Origin of the sequence: Nodularia harveyana UHCC-0300 (genome assembly GCF_034931085.1) — a bacterium.
In the GTDB taxonomy this organism is placed as follows: Bacteria; Cyanobacteriota; Cyanobacteriia; order Cyanobacteriales; family Nostocaceae; genus Nodularia; species Nodularia harveyana.
In genome coordinates, this window is record NZ_JAYGHG010000002.1 from 44,179 (window position 1) to 62,878 (window position 18,700).

Consider the following 18,700-nt stretch of genomic DNA (forward strand, 5'->3'; position numbering starts at 1 on the left):
GAACTCAGAGGTCTTGGTTCCGCAACAGTTTCTGACTCTTGGTCAAAGGCACTAATTTCCTCTAAATCATCATCACTCGTCGATGATAAATTGAAGGCTGCATCGTCCCCAAATAAATCATCTTCTGGCTCTTGGTCAAAGGCACTAATCTCCTCTAAATCATCATCACTCGTTGACGATAAATTAAAAGCTGCATCGTCACCAAATAAATCATTCGCATCCGAACTCAGAGGTCTTGGTTCCGCAACAGTTTCTGATTCTTGTTCAAAGGCACTAATTTCCTCTAAATCATCATCACTCGTTGACGATAAATTGAAGGCTGCATCGTCCCCAAATAAATCATCTTCTGATTCTTGTGCAAAGGCACTAATCTCCTCTAAATCATCATCACTTGTCGATAATAAATTAAAGGCTGCATCGTCACCAAATAAATCATTCTCATCCGAACTCAGAGGTCTTGGTTCCGCACTCAGAGGTCTTGGTTCCGCAACAGTTTCTAGCTCTTGTTCAAAGGCACTAATCTCCTCTAAATCATCATCACTCGTCGATGATAAATTGAAGGCTGCATTGTCCCCAAATAAATCATCTTCTGATTCTTGTGCAAAGGCACTAATCTCCTCTAAATCATCATCACTTGTCGATGATAAATTAAAGGCTGCATCGTCACCAAATAAATCATTCTCATCCGAACTCAGAGGTCTTGGTTCCGCAACAGTTTCTGACTCTTGGTCAAAGGCACTAATTTCCTCTAAATCATCATCACTCGCCGATGATAAATTGAAGGCTGCATCGTCCCCAAATAAATCATTCGCATCCGAACTCAGAGGTCTTGGTTCCGCAACAGTTTCTGGCTCTTGTTCAAAGGCACTAATTTCCTCTAAATCATCATCACTCGTCGATGATAAATTGAAGGCTGCATCGTCCCCAAATAAATCATCTTCTGATTCTTGTGCAAAGGCACTAATTTCCTCTAAATCATCATCACTCGCCGATGATAAATTGAAGGCTGCATCGTCCCCAAATAAATCATTCTCATCCGAACTCAGCGCTTCATCTTCTGTCTTAATACTGCTTAACGGCGATGATATTGGCTCCCCAATGTTCCTCAAAAGACTACCAGAAGCCGCCGCAAACAAACTATCCTCTAAAGCTTTGGCGACATCCTCTTCAACTAAAGGAAGAATTTCATTTTGTTGTCCTGTTGTGCTTTCCTCATTCCAGAAATCGTTGAAATTATCTTCTGCTTGAGTAAATTCAACTACGGATGCAGGTGTTATATCAAATAAATCACTAATTTCTGATTCATCCTGAGACACTTGTGGAGTAGTTTCAGTATGATCAAAATCATCAAATAAAGCATCTATACTTAAAATATCTGGCTGGATAGTTTCCGTAGAATTATCCAGTAAAATATCCTCTATATCTGCATCATCTGTTTTTTCTAAGGTGTTATGTTGGTTAGTGGCTATTTGCTCTGCGTCAGTAATTGCGCCTGTCAGTGTTAATTCATTTTCATCTGGTGTTACTGCTAATAAATCACTGTTTAAATCATAGCTATTCGTATCACTAAAAGATGGGAGTGGTTCGGTGGAAGTTTCCGCAGTTATTGGTTGGTTCAGGTCTAGAGACTCTGTTTCGCCAAGATTATTACCGAATAATACGTTTAATTCTTCTGTTTTAGTGAGACTGACTTGCAGATCATTATCGTTTTCATCTTCATTAAGGGATAGAAAATCAGCTAAATCGTTATCAATCTCTTCAATATCGTTGTTATTTAAATCTATTCCTAATTCATTGGTGGTGCTAGTTTCTACCTTTTCCTCTTCTTCCCAGGTTTCATCTAGTTCTGGAGTTTCACCTTCAAATAAATCAGCCAGGGTATTTAACTCTGCTAATCCTACTTCCGGTCCATTTTGTCCAATATTACTAATATCTTGATGTTGTTGACCATCTAATAAGATTTGAGCCAGAGCTGTTTCAGATACAGTTGAAGTCTCTTGACTGGGCTGAATTTGATCGGATAGCTCAGTTAGACTAGTGATGCTGTCTGTTGGCTGTAAGGTAGTAGACTCACTTACAGAATTATCAGTAGTTGAAGACAATTCCTCATCTGCTATCAGTTCGGTCTCAGATATAGACTGGTGAGGTAACAAATCTTCAGTTTGTGACAAATCGAGTTCCGGTAAGTTTATCAGCGCTGCTAATTGCTGACTAATTTGGATTTCAGATTCTCTGTTTTGGAGAACTAATTCTTGGGCTTGTTTGATTTCGGTAATGACAATTTTGGCTAGGGTGAGATAGGTATTTTCTGGATTAGCGATCGCATTGGCTGCTGCTTGACATAAACTACACCAATGAGACAAATCCCACCTTTTACCGAGTTCGATTAACTGCTGACAGCATTCCTGAAGACTGTTCCGTGATTCTGGGGTTATCTGCTTTTTAAACAGTTGCAACATTTGCCGCAGTGTTTGTAAAACCTGGGCTTGAAATTCATCTCCATAATCATTAGCTGTGGCGGGTGAGATTGAAGCTGATGAAGATTGCGGTAATGCTTCGGTCTCTTCTTGCAGATGGGAAATATCTTCCCGCAGGAATAGGTCAGTAATATTAACACTATCCTGACCGTTGGCTTCTACTGCTATTTTTTGGTTGTCTATTGCTACTCCACTGGTGCTTTGTTGTACCAGCAGGTCTAGATGCTCATTCAGCCATTCAAAAACCGGCTCAGTTTCTGACATCAAAGTATTAGCAGACTCTTCAGACAGACCAAACGGCCCACTCAAATGTTCTAATAGTACCTTGAGGGTATCACATACACCCAGGAATAAAGATTCTAACTTTTGGTCAACCTGAACCGGATGTTCTTTAAGAACTTTAAAACAATCTTCCAGACGGTGGGAGGTGTGCTGAATGCTATTTAGGCCTAGCATAGCTGCACTTCCTTTGATAGAATGAGCCGCCCGGAAAATTTCATTGACCATTTCCGGGTCATTCAAGGTACTTTGGAGATTCAGTAACGCTTGCTCAATCGTATTCAGATGTTCTTTGGCTTCTTCGATGAAGTAACCTAAAATCCGCTGTTGTTGTTCCGGCAGCATAGCAAAAGTTATGAGTAGTGAGTGCTGAGTGGCCTTTGGTCATTTACTAATGACTAATTAATTACCTGGAATCGAGGGTTTCCACGCGGAAACGCTCTACAGAAGAGATCAAGTCGCCGGAAACACCTACTAACAGTTGTAAGGCTCCGGAAACGCGTTGGGCTTCCTGGGAGGTTTCTTGGGCTGTGAGTTCCACCGATTGCATAACGTGAGCGACGGCGCGGGATGTTTCCGTTTGTTCTACGGTATCTTTAGTAATTGAACGTACCAGAATATCAATGCGATTTGCTACTTGAATAATATTTTCGAGCGATCGCTTGGCTTCCTCGGCCAATCTAGTTCCTTTAATTACCTGTTGTGTCCCTTCTTCCATTGCGGTCATGACTGAGCCAGTTTCGCTCTGGATTTGCATCACAATCTGTTCAATTTCCTTTAAGGATTTGGCAGATTTGTCTGCTAACTGACGCACTTCATCGGCAACAATGGCAAACCCACGCCCAGCTTCACCTGCTCTGGCAGCTTCAATACTGGCATTGAGTGCTAGTAAATTGGTACGGGAGGCAATAGAAGAAATTAACGCCACAATTTTGGAAATTTCTTGGGAAGATTCGGCTAATCGCTTCACTTTCCGAGTAGTTTCTGCCACGGTTTCCCGAATTTCTAAAATCCCCGCCACGGTATTTTCTACTGCTTCGCCACCTTTGATGGCGATCGCACTAGCATCACCAGCCACAATTTCAGCTTCTCGCGCCGCCACAGCTACCCTCAGAATCGATTCAGTCATTACCTGCACCGAATTTAAGGTGACTCCTAACTCTTCTGCTTGTCGCAAAGCATCACTAGATAAAGCTCTAGCAAATGTTTCAGAGTTGGTTGAACCTTTTGTTACTTCCTTGGCTGCCACTTTTACTTGTTGGACAATATCTCGCAGGTTTTGAATTGTCAGGTTAAAAGCATCAGCAACGGCTCCTAATACGTCTGCTGTCACTTCCGCCTGAACTGTTAAATCACCTCTAGCAGCCCCTTCCACATCATCCAGCAGGCGAATTACTTGCCGTTGTAGATTTTCTTTGGCTTCTTCCTGCTCCTCAGCTTTGCGTTGAGCTTCTGATGTAGTTGTAAAAATCACACGAGCCATTTCATTGAAGCCAGTAGCCAAATGCCCTAATTCATCTTCAGAATACACAGTGGCTTGCACATTCAGATTACCTTGGCGAACTGCATCAAACTGAGCTTGCAAATCCCTCGTGGTGCGGCGAATTTGCTTCAGTGTCAAACTGCCCATAAAGGTTGCCGTCCCGAAACCAGCAACACCCGCCGCTAATGCCATAGCCCAGCCTGTCTTCGTCAATGATTCCCGTTGTTCTGGTGGAGAAAAGTTGTTAGTTGTGAAATTAACTGTACCTGCTACAGCTATAGCTGAACAAATCCCCACTATGCCACCGACAAGCCAGGGTTTCACATCTAGAGAAGCATTCTCTAAAGGTGCTAACCAGCCTTGCTCAACGCTGACGTTGGGTTCTACCTGAGAGATATCTCCCTCGGTAAATGCCGGAACTGATTGTTGCACTCCATTATGAGAGCCAGTGATAGAAAACAGTTCATCGTCACGATTAATTTCGGTATTGACGCTACCCGAACGTGGAGCTTCGCTCTTGCTAGGTTGTTTTTTGGAATGAGGCTCCGAGTCTTGACTTTGCAGATTATCTGTATCTTGTGAACCCGAAAGTATCGTGACATCACCAAAGCTAGAATCCGCTTCTGCTAAATCAAATCCCGGAATGTTCTCTAAATCATCAAAATCATCAAAGTCATCTAAAAAGTCTATATTACTCTGAGAGTTTTCTTCCTTTAGTAGACCACTTGTATCGTCCTCTGAGCCAAAGGCAGATTTAAATGTCTCAAAGTCATCAAAATCATCACCTTCAAAGTTTTTTATATCTAAATCTCCATGACTTACCGTATCCTCATCTTTGATGGAATATCTTCCATTTAAATTTGACGATGGCTCGGAAATTGTTTGTTCAACTTCTATTTCTTCCAACCAATTATTTACCTCAGCATCAGATAGATTTGCTTGATAATTATTACTCAAACTGTTGGTTTCTATGAAATCATCACTATTGAGATTCTCTTCTGGAATCCCTAAATCTTCTTCTTGGCTATATGTTTCTACTGCAAAATCAGGCAGATTTAACTCTTCTTCAGCCTCAGATATCAGATTTTCAGGATTATCGTCTAAATTATTATTTGTCGTCAGATTTACTTCTGCAAAAGCTTGATCATCAATATTTTCATCATAAACTAGGGCTATTTCATCAGAATCACCCGTGGCACTATTAGAAAAATCATGGTTAATTTCCGGCTCATCTACCCTTTCTATTACATCTTCTTCTTGCAATAAAACGGGTAATTCTAATTCCTCATTGCCTGTATTAGCATGAGATTCTTTCCCGTTTTGATTTTCATGCAAATCAAAAGGATCTGCACTCAAAGATGCTGTTGAATTTAGCGTTTCATCTTCATCAAATGAAACTCCCTCTGGAGAAATTTCAAATGGATTGCTTAGGGGTAGTTCTTCCAGATCAAATGGCTGAATATCCTCCAAGGGATTCAATTCAAAGCTATTGATATCTAGGTCAGAAAATACTCCCAATTCTCCTAATTCCCCTGAGTTTGAGTCTAGGGGTGCAGAATCTTCTCTAAAATTTATTGCTTCTGATTGATGATTTTCTTCAGTAACAATTTCTGACTCTAGTTGATCTTCTTGGTATTCATTGATACTTAATAAGCCGCTATTAGCAAAACCAATAATTTCTGGATCTTCAGATAACTCCAAAACCTTTTGGTATTCTTTTTTGGCTACATCGTACTGCTGCAAAACATAGTATATGTGACCGCGTAATAAATGGCAGTTTGGGTCATTTGGTACATTTTGCACCACTTCATCAACTAAAGTGGCGGCAGCTTCATAGTTTTGTTGTGCATAGGCTGTACAAGCCTGTTTATATGAATCTAGATAATCGTTTAAACTAGCTGGCATTTGCTCCCTCCCAATTTCATCCTGCCCACCTCGCACTCCGCAAAATTGCCATTTGATCAAGCAGTCTTAAGCACTGTTTATTATTAGCATCTATTAACCACTCTCCACGCAAAAACGGAGTCATAGTATCCGGTGAATTACTCGGTGGCATTAAATTCTGGATATCCAGCCAGTCCATACCACCAATTTCTTCTACTGCTAAACCGACGATTGTGTCTTGTTCCTCAATAGAAATCACCGGAATTTCTGCTCTATCCGTGTTTAATGGGGTTGGTTCACCGAGGAATTGACCCAAATCAGCCACCCAAATGACTCGACCTCGTAAATTTAGAGTACCCAAAAGTAAGGGGGAAGCATTAGGGATGGGAGTGATTCTATCGGGACTTAGTTCCATGACCTCGCGGATACCAGTGGCGGGTAGTGCCAACTCCTGATGCGAGGCAATATAAAACCGTAAATGTAATTCACCTTCAGGACTTTCTACACGCAATTCTGGACGAAACTGATCTTGACCACTACCACTTAAAAAGTCAGGTTTGCTAACCATGTCGTTTTTATCCTCGCAGCAGTTGTTTGACTGTTCCCACCAATTCTGTTGGTTGAAACGGTTTAGCTATGTAAGCATCCGCACCTTGTCTCATTCCCCAGTAGCGGTCAAATTCTTCTCCTTTAGAAGAACACATAACTACGGGGACATTTTGGGTTTTAGGGTTGGATTTTAATCGCCGACACACTTCATACCCATTCATCCGGGGCATTACAATATCCAATACCACTAAATCCGGAGGGGCAGTTTGAATCGCCTCTAATGCTTCTACTCCGTCATGGGCATGAGTGACTATTAAACCACTTGCTTTCAGGAGGTCTGTAATCATCTCCCGTTGTGCGATACTGTCTTCCACAATCAGAACTGTACTCATATAATCCCTATTTTTCTCCTGATGTAGACGTTCCCTGTTTGGAACATTCCCTGCTCCCCCGAAAATATTTAGTGTATAAATTAATTTTATTGTTTCACTAATGTACTAAATAATAACCTGCTACTGGAATCAGATGACTCTGTAATAATATCTTGTATCACTGATTTTATGGTATCAGTAAGTGTTACATCTTGTGGGTGTTAAGTGAACACAGGAAAAGTGGATATTTTTTTCCCTGTTCAATAGTATCAACTGGTTGTAATACTAAATCTCAGATTATTTCTTGTTCTTTGCTAAAAATCACGGATTTTTCCGCTCTATCTGTGTGTAATGAGGTTGCTTCAGCGAGGAATTGACCTAAATCGGCTACCCAAATGAATTGACCTCGTTAGTTTAGATTACCCAAAACCAGAGGAAAAGCATTAAGTATGGGCATAATTATATTGGCACTAAGTGCCATAATCTCCTGGATACCAGTGGCGAGTAAATGTAAGTTACCTTCCTGACTTTCTCGATAATTGCTCGGAGAAAACTGAGCTTGACCACTACAACTGAACAAGTTCGGTTCGCTGATAATATGCTTTTGACCCTCGGACTTGTTGTAAGATACTATCCACAATCAGAACTGCACTCATAAATGCCTGTCTTCATGATGACAGCTTTCCTGATGAGAACATTTCTTCTTCTCTGGAAAATATTTAGTGTATAAATTAATTTTATTGTTTCACTAATTTAGTCAGGTGATTTTGTAATATGGCCTGCGTTCGGTGATGTCACAGTATCGGTGTTGTGGGTGTTCCCAGATAAGATGAAACGTTGATGTATTTCTCGACGAGCATGAGTAACTCAGTATCACCGAAGGGTTTGGTTAAATAATCGGTCGCTCCGACCATGGTCGCTCTGACTCGATCTATAAATTTGTCTTGGGCAGTTAAGATGATAATCGGTATATTTTGAAATGCTCTAGAGTGCCGCAGCATGGCACAAATTTCGTAACCATCCAAATTGGGCATAGCAATATCACATAAGATTAAATCTGGCTGGAGTTTAAAAATGAGACTAATGGCTTCTAAAGGATTGGTCAAGGCGATCGCATCATATCCCTGTGGCTTTAAAATAGACTCTATAGTTTCACAGATAGTTTTGGTGTCGTCAATACATACTACTCGCCCTTTGTACTGCTGATTAACTTCCGAATCTTTTCTGTGGATAGGAGGGCTAACTGTGTTTGAATATATTAGCTGAAGCCACCCTTGTTCTACGTATGGATATATGGCCTTAGCCACTGTCAAGATATCCCGGTTAAGATGGCGAGCCAGTTGACGCAGAGTTTTTTTACCATCTGCCCAATGCTGTAGCTTATTGATGGTTGCTGCTGGCAATGAAGATTGTAGTTGAACCATATCAGCTAAAATCGGTAATTGTTCAGCAGACTGAATATGTGGATAAAGCTGTTTCCATTCCTGAATCTGTTGTGTAATTTGATATACTAAAGGTGCAATTTCTAAGCTAGTTAACTGCGGGCTAAGGGTTGCACCCTGCCGGAAAATAAAACTACCTTGGTGTAAACTCAGCAGGTCAAAGAGTGTCTCATATACCAACCTGTGGATGATACTATGGGCTACCTTGGGGTCGATAATATTCCGTTCTAACAATTCCCAGAGATACCCATATTCTGGTGCATTCTGTGAACCTAGAGAGGCCAGTTGCTGTTCATTAAGTACATTCTCGATGCGGTAATGATGTAAGTAGTCATCAATCCTTGACAAATCAGCATCACCTTGTTGACAGTAGATGATTTGACCATTGAGGAAAAAGACAAACCAAAATTGGTTTTCGTCGTTCCACGAATTTTGATGTCTAGCTGTCTGATGATTTGTCAGTTTGTCGCTATTGTGAAAGGACTCTTCCACAAGCAGTTGGCCTGTTCGCTGTCCTAAGGAAATTAATTGCAGGATACTGCGAATATCTATTTCATTTAAATTTCCGTGCATTTATCTTGAAGGCTCTCCTGATGATTCCATTGACATTACTTGTTAATTTGGATGATGAAAGTTTCTACTTTTTTAGCAGATGAATCACGTATTACTACTCACAATATTATTTTTTTTTACAACTAGTCCCCATCAGCAGCTATATTTAGCTACAATCTGTAAATATTTGTAATAGAGTTTGCTAAACCTAGTGATAACACGGAAGTCATGATTACTGCCATGAAGCGAAAATGTGATTGCATAACTAAATTGTTTCTATAAATATCAAGACGTTTATCTCGCGTCTATATGCAGTTGTTTCTGTCTTTGTTCAATTTAGGTTAAATTAAGACAAATTAGTAAAGTTATTTCAGGTATATCGCCCACAGAAGGGCATCAAGTACACAAGAGGACAAACGGTGTGCTGTATTTAGCAGAAGTACAAAAGCAGAAAGGCGGCTTACTCAGTGGTGGACCTAAAACCGAACTGAAACTGCTAGCGTGTCAGCGAACCGACCAAAATTGGAGTCCTGTTTCGGAAGAAGCAATTACGGCTGAAGACGCTAGTAAATTAAATGATGGCGCACTGGTACTGGTGGAATTGAATCCGAATCGTCAAGTACAACGGATTCAAGAAGCTGGACGGCCATTAGTTAATATGTTGCAAAATTTTTCCCGTCAGTTGGAAAAATTTAAGCTCAAGGAAGATGAAATTGATCAGTGGAAAGAGTCACTAACTTTTCAGGCGCAAGAGATGAATCGCCGTGAAATGGATATGGAGGCTCGTTTAGAACAGTTACAACAAATGGAGGAAGAGTTTCAACGCCTGGAATCACAAAAACAGGACGTTGAGGCAAAAGGCGAACAGATTTCCAACTTACAAGCAGAAATTGATCGGAACCGTCAGGAACTAGAAGGAGCTTGGGAACATTTGCGGGGTGAACAACGCCGCTTACAGGAGTTACAAGCAGATTCCCAGCCGGGAAAGGTTTTAGATGACGAGCAAAGTCGGGTGATGAGCGAGTTGCTTGAGCGCCTGTCTCATGGGGTTGCACCGACGGAAACGGTGAGGGAACATCTAAATCTAGCTTTGGAATTAGTCGAAACCCAGCAAGCCACTTTAAACTCAAATTGGCAAAAACTAGAGGAACAAAAAACTCTAGCGACTGAACAAGAGGCAGATATTATCCGCTTATCGCAAACTTTCAGCGATCGCCAAAATACATGGCAAGAAGCACAGAATTCACTGGAACAGCAAAAAGCTCAGTTAGCGGTGAATAGAGTAACTCTTGCCAGTAAGCAAGATTATGTTCAGAAAATTAAAGAACAACTGCAATATCAGGATTTATTACATCAGCAAATTCGCTCTCTGGGCGCTTCTGGCGATGTGTTAGTCATGCAGCAAGTTGATCTAGAAACTCTAGAACATATCTCCTTAGAAGAATTACAGCAGATAATACAAACCTTAATCCAGAAGTTGGAAATGGACTCCAGCTTTGTCCAGGATCAAGAACAAGAACTGGAATATAAGCAGGAAACCATAGAAACATTACAAAAGAAAATCGAGGAAGCACCGGAAGAAGAGAAAATCGACTTAGAAACGGAATTGACGGATGAAAAAGACCTCTACCAGATGTTAAACAAAACTTTGGTAGGACAACGCCGCAATTTGTTACAACGGCAAAAGCTGATTAAGCAACATGAAAATATATTGCTACGGCGACAAGGACATAGTGTTGATGAGATAGAAGAAGAGCCTCAAATTGATTTTGCACCGATTCTGTCACAGATCAAAAGCCAGCAACAACAGCAGTCAGAAGAACTACAAAAGTTAGAACATGAGATTTCCCAAATCAGCACTGCTATTGAAATCGATCAAGATATGATTGACCATCAAGCTGAAGAGCAAAATCAAAAGCAGCAAGAATGTCAGGAAATCGAAACAAACTTGGTATCCCTGCAAACAGCAACAGCCGAATCTTGGGTTCGTGTAAATCTTTATCAAGAGATATTACAACCAATTCAGGATTCTCTGAACGATTTACGGGATAAGCTCCAGGGAATTGCCAATTCTTTGGCTGAAGTTCAGGAAACTGGTGACCATCAACTCCAAACTATTAATGAAATGCGTCAAACTTTCCAAAATTTGATTTCTCAGTCAGAGTTGTTAGCTTCTTAGCTAGTGTTAAATTAGATTTCAGAATTAGGACTGACCCAATAGATCCAATGATCTTGAACTTGGGCGATCTCACCTCCAGGAAATGGATCGGTTTGCGAACGGTTTGGTGCTGTAATTAAAGCTGTTAATTTTTCGATGTGTTCAAAACTTGGAGAATCAAACAGTATCTGTTTTAATACCTGTCGCATCACGCGGCGTTGCAGCGCCAATGGTTCTTTCTGTAATACCTGACGATTTAACCTGAACTCAGTCCCATTCACCTCGCTGGCTTCTTCCCTCAACTTCTGGGCGACTTGCTCTAAATATTCCACTTCGCCTTGCAACAGTTCTGCTGTTTGAGCCAAGGCCGATTCCACTTTAGGGTTAAAATTAGCTTGTAAATATGGAATTAACTCTTGGCGAATCCGGTTACGGGCATATTTGACATTTTGATTAGTGGAATCTTCCCAAATTGGCAGATTAAACTGTTGACAAAATGCCTTCGTTTCTGAGCGAGTAATTTCTAAAAGTGGGCGGATGAGGAAAATATCCGCCTTTAGTGTTCTTTCCCAATTTAATGCTTGTAAGCCATCCGCACCAGTTCCACGCATTAAGTTGTAAAGCAGTGTTTCGGCGCGATCGCTGGCAGTATGTCCCGTGACAATATACTGATAATTATCATCTTGGGCGATCGCACTTAAAGCTTCATATCGCCAATTACGTGCCGCCGCTTCACTATTTAATGACTGTGTTGCTGTTGCTAAATAAAAAGATACACCCCAACTTTTCGCTAAATTTTTCACATGATCAGCATTCGCTTCAGAATCGGTACGCCAGCGATGATCACAGTGAGCTATACCTATATCCCATCCCCATTTAGGTTGTAAATCTAACAGCAACTTAATTAAACACAGAGAATCCTGACCACCAGACACTGCGACTAATAGCCTTTGCTGACCTTCAAATAAGTGGCGCGAACGAATGGTACGATGTATTTTCGCGTGTAGAGCAGTCCATACCATTTTTGTTAATTAACCGCAGACAAACCTAGATATTTTTGATTATACCAGTGTGTATTTGTGGTTAAAATTTGGTCAGTTATAATTGGCTTTGCATTTGTTCAAATTGTTGATAAATTTCCGCCAAGGGAAACTCCGGCTCGTCAGGACAAAATTCTAAAGAAAGTCTCACTTTTCCTTTCGTCCATCCATCGGCACTAAATTTTAAAACTTCGCAATTTAATCCTTGGCTATACAAATGTTCTTCACTTGTTCCCTCCGCTCCCAAATATTTTTTAATTGCTGCAATCAAATCATGAACTTTAAATGTACCAGAAACATCTAAATTATTAAAAATCTCTGGTTCTACATACACGACTTCATCATGATTTAGTCGCTCAAATCCATCTTCCATATAAATTCCCTCTCACTAAGTCCATAGTTGCCATAGTGATAGATGCTGTTTAATTAAATCAGGACTTACGCAAAAAAACCTCTCAAATACTGATTGCTCTGTGTCCTCAGCGTCTCTGTGGTTAGTTATTCCGTAATTTCTACGCAAATCCTATAAATGTATTAATTAACTCACTGATATAATAAATAATTGAATATCAGCCTAACTCACCCTAATTATTTAGTGCTTACATTTTATCCATATTCCTTCAAGATGCCCAGTCATAATTTTTTTAAACTCCTCTTGATTTCCCATATAGCCAAGAACTAAATAGACGACTCACCCAAGGCATGACAACATAAGTTAACAATCCCACCATGATTGCGGAAATAATCAATGAAATTATCACAGGAGGTAAGTTGCGAAGCATGGGTGTTAAAAGTCTATTCAGCACATTAATCAATACAGATACGGCTACCCAAGTTAACAAGGCTGTTTTATATCGAGGTGGAGTTTTGAGTGGTTGACCGGGAAGAGAAAACCAAGCTGATAATCCATTAATTTGCTGAATATGAGGGTCAGATTCAACTAACTCTTGAACTTGAGTCAGCCAATATTGGCGATCGCCTGATGTCATCCATAGCTTCAAATTTTCATAGCCGTCAAACCGAAAAATAACTACATATTCTGGACGCACGCCTGGGTGTGGACGAATCACATTTGTACCTAAGTGGCCAGCATATGTCTCAGCAACACTGGTGATATTTTTTAACCAAGCCTCATAAGCGCTGTCGCGTCCTGGTTTGACAACTTGTGAAATGACTACGGTGACAATGTGATTTTCTTGTTCCATCTCTCTCAAGCAAATGTAATTTTTCGCCTTAAGCTAAAGGATATCCGGTTTTTCCGACTTCAAGTCGGACAACATTGGCAGGAACTACCCCTGTAGACGGCGGTAAAAACATTCCCCCATTCATCACAACATAGATCGCAGTGCGATCGCCTGCTGTTTGACCAAAAGCAACTGCGGTACTGCCAATTACACCCTGTTCGGCTTGAGCAATAATGGTTGTTATCCCCTCTGGTGTAATCTTCACGACACTGTTATAAATGTGTGTTGCTCCGTAAAGGTTCCCTTCCACATCAAAGGCAAAATCATCAATATTAGTTTGCTCAACCAAGATTTCCGGCTCACCGGGTGCATCTCCAACAAGGGGAATGCGTAACAGCAACATTTTTTCTGTATTTGAAACGTAAAGGAAGTTACCAAAACGCTTCAAACCATTAGCAGCCGGAATCACATTCTCTGGACTGCTACGAGCCAGCAAAGGATGTTCTAACCAAATTGAAGCCTGGCGTTGGGCGGTATCAATTAACCAAACTGCCCCCCGATAGGAATCAGCCGTAAGATACTGAGTCCCGGAAAGTGGGGTAATACCATTGAAAAATATGGCATCTGGTATTGTCAACAAGGTTTCTACCGTGCCATCTGCGGTAATTAGCGAAATCACTGGTAGAGAATCAGCATTCCATCCAGTCGCCAGCAAACCGCCATTGCTAGTAAAAGCCAAACCACTAACTTTACCTGAGACACTGGCGTGAATCTGCTGATTACCATCTGGAGTAATGCGAACAATCTGGCCAATTTCATGATTTGTCACAAATATTGTGCCATCAGAAGCGATCGCTAAATTTTCGAGAAAAGTATTAACTGGAAACGAAGTAATAATTTTAGCTGGTACCAAATCCACGGTTTTATCCGCGTAAATCGGGGGTAATCCTGAATTTTCCATATTTATCTACCACTGTAATTGAATTGGTCCACCAAACTTCCGCATTTCTGCAAAAAATTGTCCTTGCGCGCCCCCATCTGGAAGTGTTGCCAGATAGACTGCGGTTTCGGCTCCTTCTTCTGCCGTAAACGGTGCATTTTCACCTCCCATATCGGTTTTCATCCAACCTGGAGAATAGGCATTAACAAGAATATTACTACCTAAAAGTTCCTTACCTAAAAGCACAGTTAGTCCATTCACCCCTAGTTTAGAAAGTCGATAAGAAGGAGCTAAAGGATAGTAGTCACCCGAAATTGAGTTAAGAGATGCCATTTCGGTGGAAATATTGACAATGCGACCGTAGTTGTGAACCTTCATCAACGGAATTAAGGCTTGAGAAATTCTCAGTAACGCCAAAATATTGGTGTCAAATGTAGAGCGCATCGTGTCCAGTTGAACAGTTAATAAGCTCGATTCTTCCGGCTTAGTGGTGGGATTTATGCCTGCATTGTTGACTAAAATATCTAATTTCCCATAGGTTTCACGCAACCAGTCTGTAAAATCCTGCACACTGCTGTCATTAGTCACATCCAGTTGGTGATAATCTACATCCAGCCCTTCACTCAATAACTGCTCCTTAGTAGCCAAACCATCTGTTTTATTACGACTCGTGAGAACTACCTGAATGCCAATTTGGGATAATTTCCGCGAAATTGCCGATCCTAGCCCGCGATTACTGCCTGTAACTATAGCAATCTTTTTTTGAACTGTCATTTTGTTAATTTTTAAACAACTTTTAAGTTCACTTTACTGAGTTGAATTAAATTAATCAAATTGATTAAAACAATATACTTAATCGATGGGATTAATAGATTTATCTGCCATTGATCTGAACCTCCTGGTCGCCTTTGAAGCGCTGTTTGAAGAAAGGAGCGTGACAGCCGCAGCCCAAAAAATGTATCTAGGACAACCAGCCATGAGTGCATCCCTAGCAAGATTACGTATGCTATTCCAAGATGAGTTATTTCTCCGTATTGGTAGAGAAATGCAGCCCACAGCCAAGGCGCTGGAAATTGCCCCTGATATCAGAACCGCCCTAGAACAAATTCGCCAGATATTAGCAGTTAGTAAAATATTTGACCCAACTATTGCTAAAAATACCTTCACTATTGCTAGTTCAGATTACACCAGCTACGTTGTCATGCCCAAGCTGTTGGAACTTTGCCGACGTACTGCACCAAATATTGATTTTCGATTGATTGGTTTTGCTAAAGACTGTGTGGGAGAACTATTAGAACAACGAGAGATTGATATAGCCTTGGGTGTTTTCCAAAATCCACCCAGACAAACAATGCAGATGCCATTATTTCCCGAACACTTTGTCGGTATCTGTAGACGTGGACATCCCATGATTACCCAGGATGCCATTACACCGGAAACCTTCGCTGATCTGCTTCATGCTCTTTTCACTATCAGGCGAGATGAAATTGGTGAAATCGATCAGGTGCTTGCTAAATATAATCTCCAGCGTCGAGTTGCTTTGACAACTCCTCATTTACTAGTGTTACCAGAAATCATTTCATCCAGTGACTTGGTGAGTGCTGTTCCATCACGATTGGTGGAATCCTTTGCATATCGAGGGACATTAGAAATTTTTGAAATTCCTGTCAAAACTGAACCCTGGATGATTTCTATGCTTTGGAGCAAACTTACAGATCAGGATCAGGCAAATATTTGGTTACGACAGATGCTGAAAAACGTTTGTGAGGGAATTTAAGGCAAAGGTGAATAAATTGACCGGAAGTTCCCTAAATCTGCTTAAATGCATGACAATGGCTCAAAAATCAAGTTGCGGAACCCATGAAAAAACCAATTCGCATTCTTTTGCAAACTACTATTCCTACAACTGAAGATGACTGGAGCATTTTCCGGTTCTCGCTGTTAAAGGATTATTTGGAATCTATTAAAGATGAAGCGGGACATCCATTGTTTGAAGTCAAAGCACGCGATCGCTACGCAGATGCAGAGGGTAACGACCCGATTTTGAGTACACTAGGGGAATCAAACTTTGATCAACTTTGGCTATTTGCCTTAGATACTGGGAATGGGTTAACAGAAAAAGATATTGCTGGTATTAATGCCTTTCATCAACGTGGAAGTGGAATTCTCACCACACGGGATCATCAGGATATGGGGTGTTCAATGTGTGGTTTAGTTGACATTGGCGATATTCATTATTTCAATAGCAAAAATCCCGATCCTGATAGTTCTCGCTGGAGTCGGGATGATCCCCATACAACTTATATTTCTTGGCCTAATTACTATTCTGGTGCTAACGGTGATTATCAAAAAATTACCCTGGTAGAACCAATTCACGAATTATTGAAAAATCCCCATTCCCCTTCTGGAAGCATCGAATTTTTTCCAACACATCCCCATGAGGGTGGTATTGGAGTGTATCCAGACAAACTAAATGCGCGAGTAATTGCACTAGGAAAAAGTTTGGCTACAGGTCGGGACTTTAATCTAGTTGTAGCACTCGACCACTATACAGATGCAGAGGGTAATAGGCTGGGGCGTGTAGTAGCTAACTCCAGTTTCCATCACTTCGTAGATTACAACTGGGACATTAACAAAGGCTGTCCCACATTTGTGGATGAACCACCAGGAGATGGGATGAAAACAGAACCACGGGCTTTAGAAGATATTAAAACTTATGTGCGTAATGTCGCTTTGTGGCTATCACCAGAAATGTGTTGAACCCCTCATGACCTCATTTTACGCGATTCGGTGCTTCAACAATCTCCGCTTGAATGAGAGGTCTTGTTCTGGATTAGGAAACTAGTTTTCAACTTGTTTAAGTTGTTCACGCATATCGGCTAGTGGTGATTCTGGTTCATCGGGACAAAATTCTAAAGAGATTCTAATTCTTCCCGTTTGCCATTTCATAGCGCCTAATTTCAACACTTCACAATTTAAACCCTTACTATATAAAGGTGCTTCATTGGTGTTATCGGCTTCCACACATTCCATAATAGCTATTAATAAATCACTGACTTTAAAAGTTCGAGAAACATCTAAATTATGAAAAGTTTCTGGTTTTACAGACACCACCTCATTATGATTGAGATGCTCAAATTTATTTCCCATATATATTTTTGTAACTCAACTAATAATTCCTATGTTATCCCCTCCTGACTGGGGAGGGGTGAAAGCTGAGGTGCTTAAAAAAACCAACCGTAGGAATGCAAACCTTTACCTAAAAGATTCACACCCAGATAGCAAATCCAAACGACCACAAAGCCACTGGCGGCTAAAATAGCTGGGCGACGACCTTGCCAACCGCGAGTAATTCTGGCGTGGAGATAGGCGGCAAAAACTAACCAAGTAATTAACGCCCAAGTTTCTTTGGGGTCCCAACTCCAGTAAGAACCCCAGGCTTCGTTAGCCCAAACCGCACCAGCAATAATACCAATGGTAATTAGGGGGAATCCCAGTCCAATGACGCGATAACTGATATTGTCTAAAGTTTCAGCTAGGCTCAGGCGCTGTGGTGTTAGTGTAGCGCTGACCCCGGAAGCAAGTAGTTCTTTGGTAGTGACTACAGAAGTCAAATCAGTAGCTGTAACTAAATTTAAAACAGCAGTGTTACCCTTACCATTGCTATTACTTTCTAAAGTGGAAAAGCCATTGTTTTCTACTGGGGTTATTGCTGGGGGAGAAATTAATTCACCTGCTTTGTGCAAGCGATAGCCGCCATTACCGACAGAACTGCCTTGAAGTTGGATGTTTTTACCGCGAGTCACAATTAAAAATGCGATCGCTAATAGTGATCCCACCATCAACGCCGCATAACTCAACATCATCACACTCACGTGCATCATTAGCCAGTTAGACTTCAGCGCTGGCACTAAAGGTTCTGCTGATTGCATTTCTGATGGTAGAGTCAGAGCCGCAAAAGCAGTAATTCCCATTGCTACAGGTGCTGTGACAACTCCCACTAAGCGGCTACGGCTGGTATTCTCCGCAAACAGATGAACGGCGGTAATTCCCCAAACCAAGAAAAACAGCGATTCATAGAGATTACTCAGAGGAAAATAGCCAGCTTCTATCCATCGCGCCCCTAATAAGGTAGCAATAGACAAATTAGCGATCGCCATCCCCGCAGTTCCCAAAGTAGCAAGTATCGGCATACTAGGAAAAGCGGCTCCTACCCAATACACCAGCATGGTGAAAAATAATACAGCAAACGTGGCATTGTCCAACCAGTTCTGGAGTGCAACCAGATTCATAAAGTGTTCTCCCTAGTTAATTCCTGCAAATAGCCATTCTTACTCTTCT

General features: G+C 41.1%; 16 protein-coding genes. 3 read left to right on the top strand and 13 right to left on the bottom strand.

Annotated elements, in window-relative coordinates; translation table 11 throughout:
- The 6 genes from VB620_RS01735 to VB620_RS01760 form a co-directional block, all read right to left on the bottom strand.
- A partial coding sequence (locus tag VB620_RS01735) for an Hpt domain-containing protein (RefSeq protein ID WP_323194407.1) occupies positions 1 to 3,101 on the bottom strand: 3,101 nt, incomplete at its 3' end.
- Between the two features lie 61 nt (positions 3,102 to 3,162).
- Positions 3,163 to 6,144 (bottom strand): methyl-accepting chemotaxis protein, encoded by a 2,982-nt coding sequence (locus tag VB620_RS01740; RefSeq protein WP_323194408.1) that lies wholly within the window; start codon positions 6,142 to 6,144, stop codon positions 3,163 to 3,165.
- Positions 6,145 to 6,160: 16 nt separating this feature from the next.
- Positions 6,161 to 6,691, bottom strand: a complete 531-nt coding sequence (locus VB620_RS01745; protein WP_323194409.1) for a chemotaxis protein CheW — start codon at positions 6,689 to 6,691, stop codon at positions 6,161 to 6,163.
- Between the two features lie 7 nt (positions 6,692 to 6,698).
- Positions 6,699 to 7,064, bottom strand: coding sequence for a response regulator transcription factor (locus VB620_RS01750; protein ID WP_323194410.1), 366 nt, complete (start codon positions 7,062 to 7,064; stop codon positions 6,699 to 6,701).
- A 388-nt stretch (positions 7,065 to 7,452) separates the two neighbouring features.
- Complete coding sequence (locus VB620_RS01755) at positions 7,453 to 7,683, bottom strand: hypothetical protein (protein ID WP_323194411.1); 231 nt, start codon at positions 7,681 to 7,683, stop codon at positions 7,453 to 7,455.
- Between the two features lie 154 nt (positions 7,684 to 7,837).
- Positions 7,838 to 9,058 carry a response regulator gene (locus VB620_RS01760; protein ID WP_323194412.1) on the bottom strand — a complete coding sequence of 407 codons (1,221 nt, stop codon included), beginning with the start codon at positions 9,056 to 9,058 and terminating at the stop codon, positions 7,838 to 7,840.
- A 400-nt stretch (positions 9,059 to 9,458) separates the two neighbouring features.
- Here VB620_RS01760 and hmpF point away from each other — a divergent pair, with 400 nt between their 5' ends.
- Entirely contained in the window at positions 9,459 to 11,216 is a 1,758-nt protein-coding gene (gene hmpF / locus VB620_RS01765) for a pilus motility taxis protein HmpF (protein WP_323194413.1), read from the top strand.
- Positions 11,217 to 11,227: 11 nt separating this feature from the next.
- On the opposite strand, the gene tilS is transcribed toward hmpF, so the two are convergent.
- The 5 genes from tilS to VB620_RS01790 all read right to left on the bottom strand — a co-directional run bounded on the left by tilS (position 11,228) and on the right by VB620_RS01790 (position 15,133).
- Positions 11,228 to 12,217 (bottom strand): tRNA lysidine(34) synthetase TilS, encoded by a 990-nt coding sequence (tilS, locus tag VB620_RS01770; RefSeq protein WP_323194414.1) that lies wholly within the window; start codon positions 12,215 to 12,217, stop codon positions 11,228 to 11,230.
- Positions 12,218 to 12,293: 76 nt separating this feature from the next.
- Positions 12,294 to 12,608: a KGK domain-containing protein gene (locus VB620_RS01775; protein ID WP_323194415.1), complete on the bottom strand. Its 315-nt coding sequence runs from the start codon at positions 12,606 to 12,608 to the stop codon at positions 12,294 to 12,296.
- Positions 12,609 to 12,879: 271 nt separating this feature from the next.
- The gene (locus VB620_RS01780; protein WP_323194416.1) at positions 12,880 to 13,440 is read right to left on the bottom strand and encodes an antibiotic biosynthesis monooxygenase; all 561 of its coding nucleotides are present in this window, start codon (positions 13,438 to 13,440) and stop codon (positions 12,880 to 12,882) included.
- 28 nt (positions 13,441 to 13,468) lie between these two features.
- Positions 13,469 to 14,380: an SMP-30/gluconolactonase/LRE family protein gene (locus tag VB620_RS01785; protein ID WP_323194417.1), complete on the bottom strand. Its 912-nt coding sequence runs from the start codon at positions 14,378 to 14,380 to the stop codon at positions 13,469 to 13,471.
- A gap of 6 nt (positions 14,381 to 14,386) precedes the next feature.
- On the bottom strand, positions 14,387 to 15,133 hold the full coding sequence (locus tag VB620_RS01790) for an SDR family oxidoreductase (RefSeq protein ID WP_323194418.1): 747 nt from the start codon (positions 15,131 to 15,133) through the stop codon (positions 14,387 to 14,389).
- A gap of 85 nt (positions 15,134 to 15,218) precedes the next feature.
- Between VB620_RS01790 and VB620_RS01795 the strand changes: the two genes are divergently transcribed.
- Together VB620_RS01795 and VB620_RS01800 are read left to right on the top strand one after the other, a co-directional pair.
- Positions 15,219 to 16,136, top strand: coding sequence for a LysR family transcriptional regulator (locus tag VB620_RS01795; protein WP_323194419.1), 918 nt, complete (start codon positions 15,219 to 15,221; stop codon positions 16,134 to 16,136).
- 83 nt (positions 16,137 to 16,219) lie between these two features.
- Positions 16,220 to 17,119: a hypothetical protein gene (locus VB620_RS01800; protein ID WP_323194420.1), complete on the top strand. Its 900-nt coding sequence runs from the start codon at positions 16,220 to 16,222 to the stop codon at positions 17,117 to 17,119.
- 81 nt (positions 17,120 to 17,200) lie between these two features.
- Here the strand turns inward: VB620_RS01800 and VB620_RS01805 are convergent, their stop codons facing one another.
- Together VB620_RS01805 and ccsB are read right to left on the bottom strand one after the other, a co-directional pair.
- Entirely contained in the window at positions 17,201 to 17,509 is a 309-nt protein-coding gene (locus tag VB620_RS01805) for a KGK domain-containing protein (RefSeq protein ID WP_323194421.1), read from the bottom strand.
- 74 nt (positions 17,510 to 17,583) lie between these two features.
- A complete protein-coding gene (ccsB, locus tag VB620_RS01810; protein ID WP_323194422.1) occupies positions 17,584 to 18,651 on the bottom strand; it encodes a c-type cytochrome biogenesis protein CcsB in 1,068 nt (355 codons plus the stop codon).
- Positions 18,652 to 18,700 lie beyond the last annotated feature (49 nt).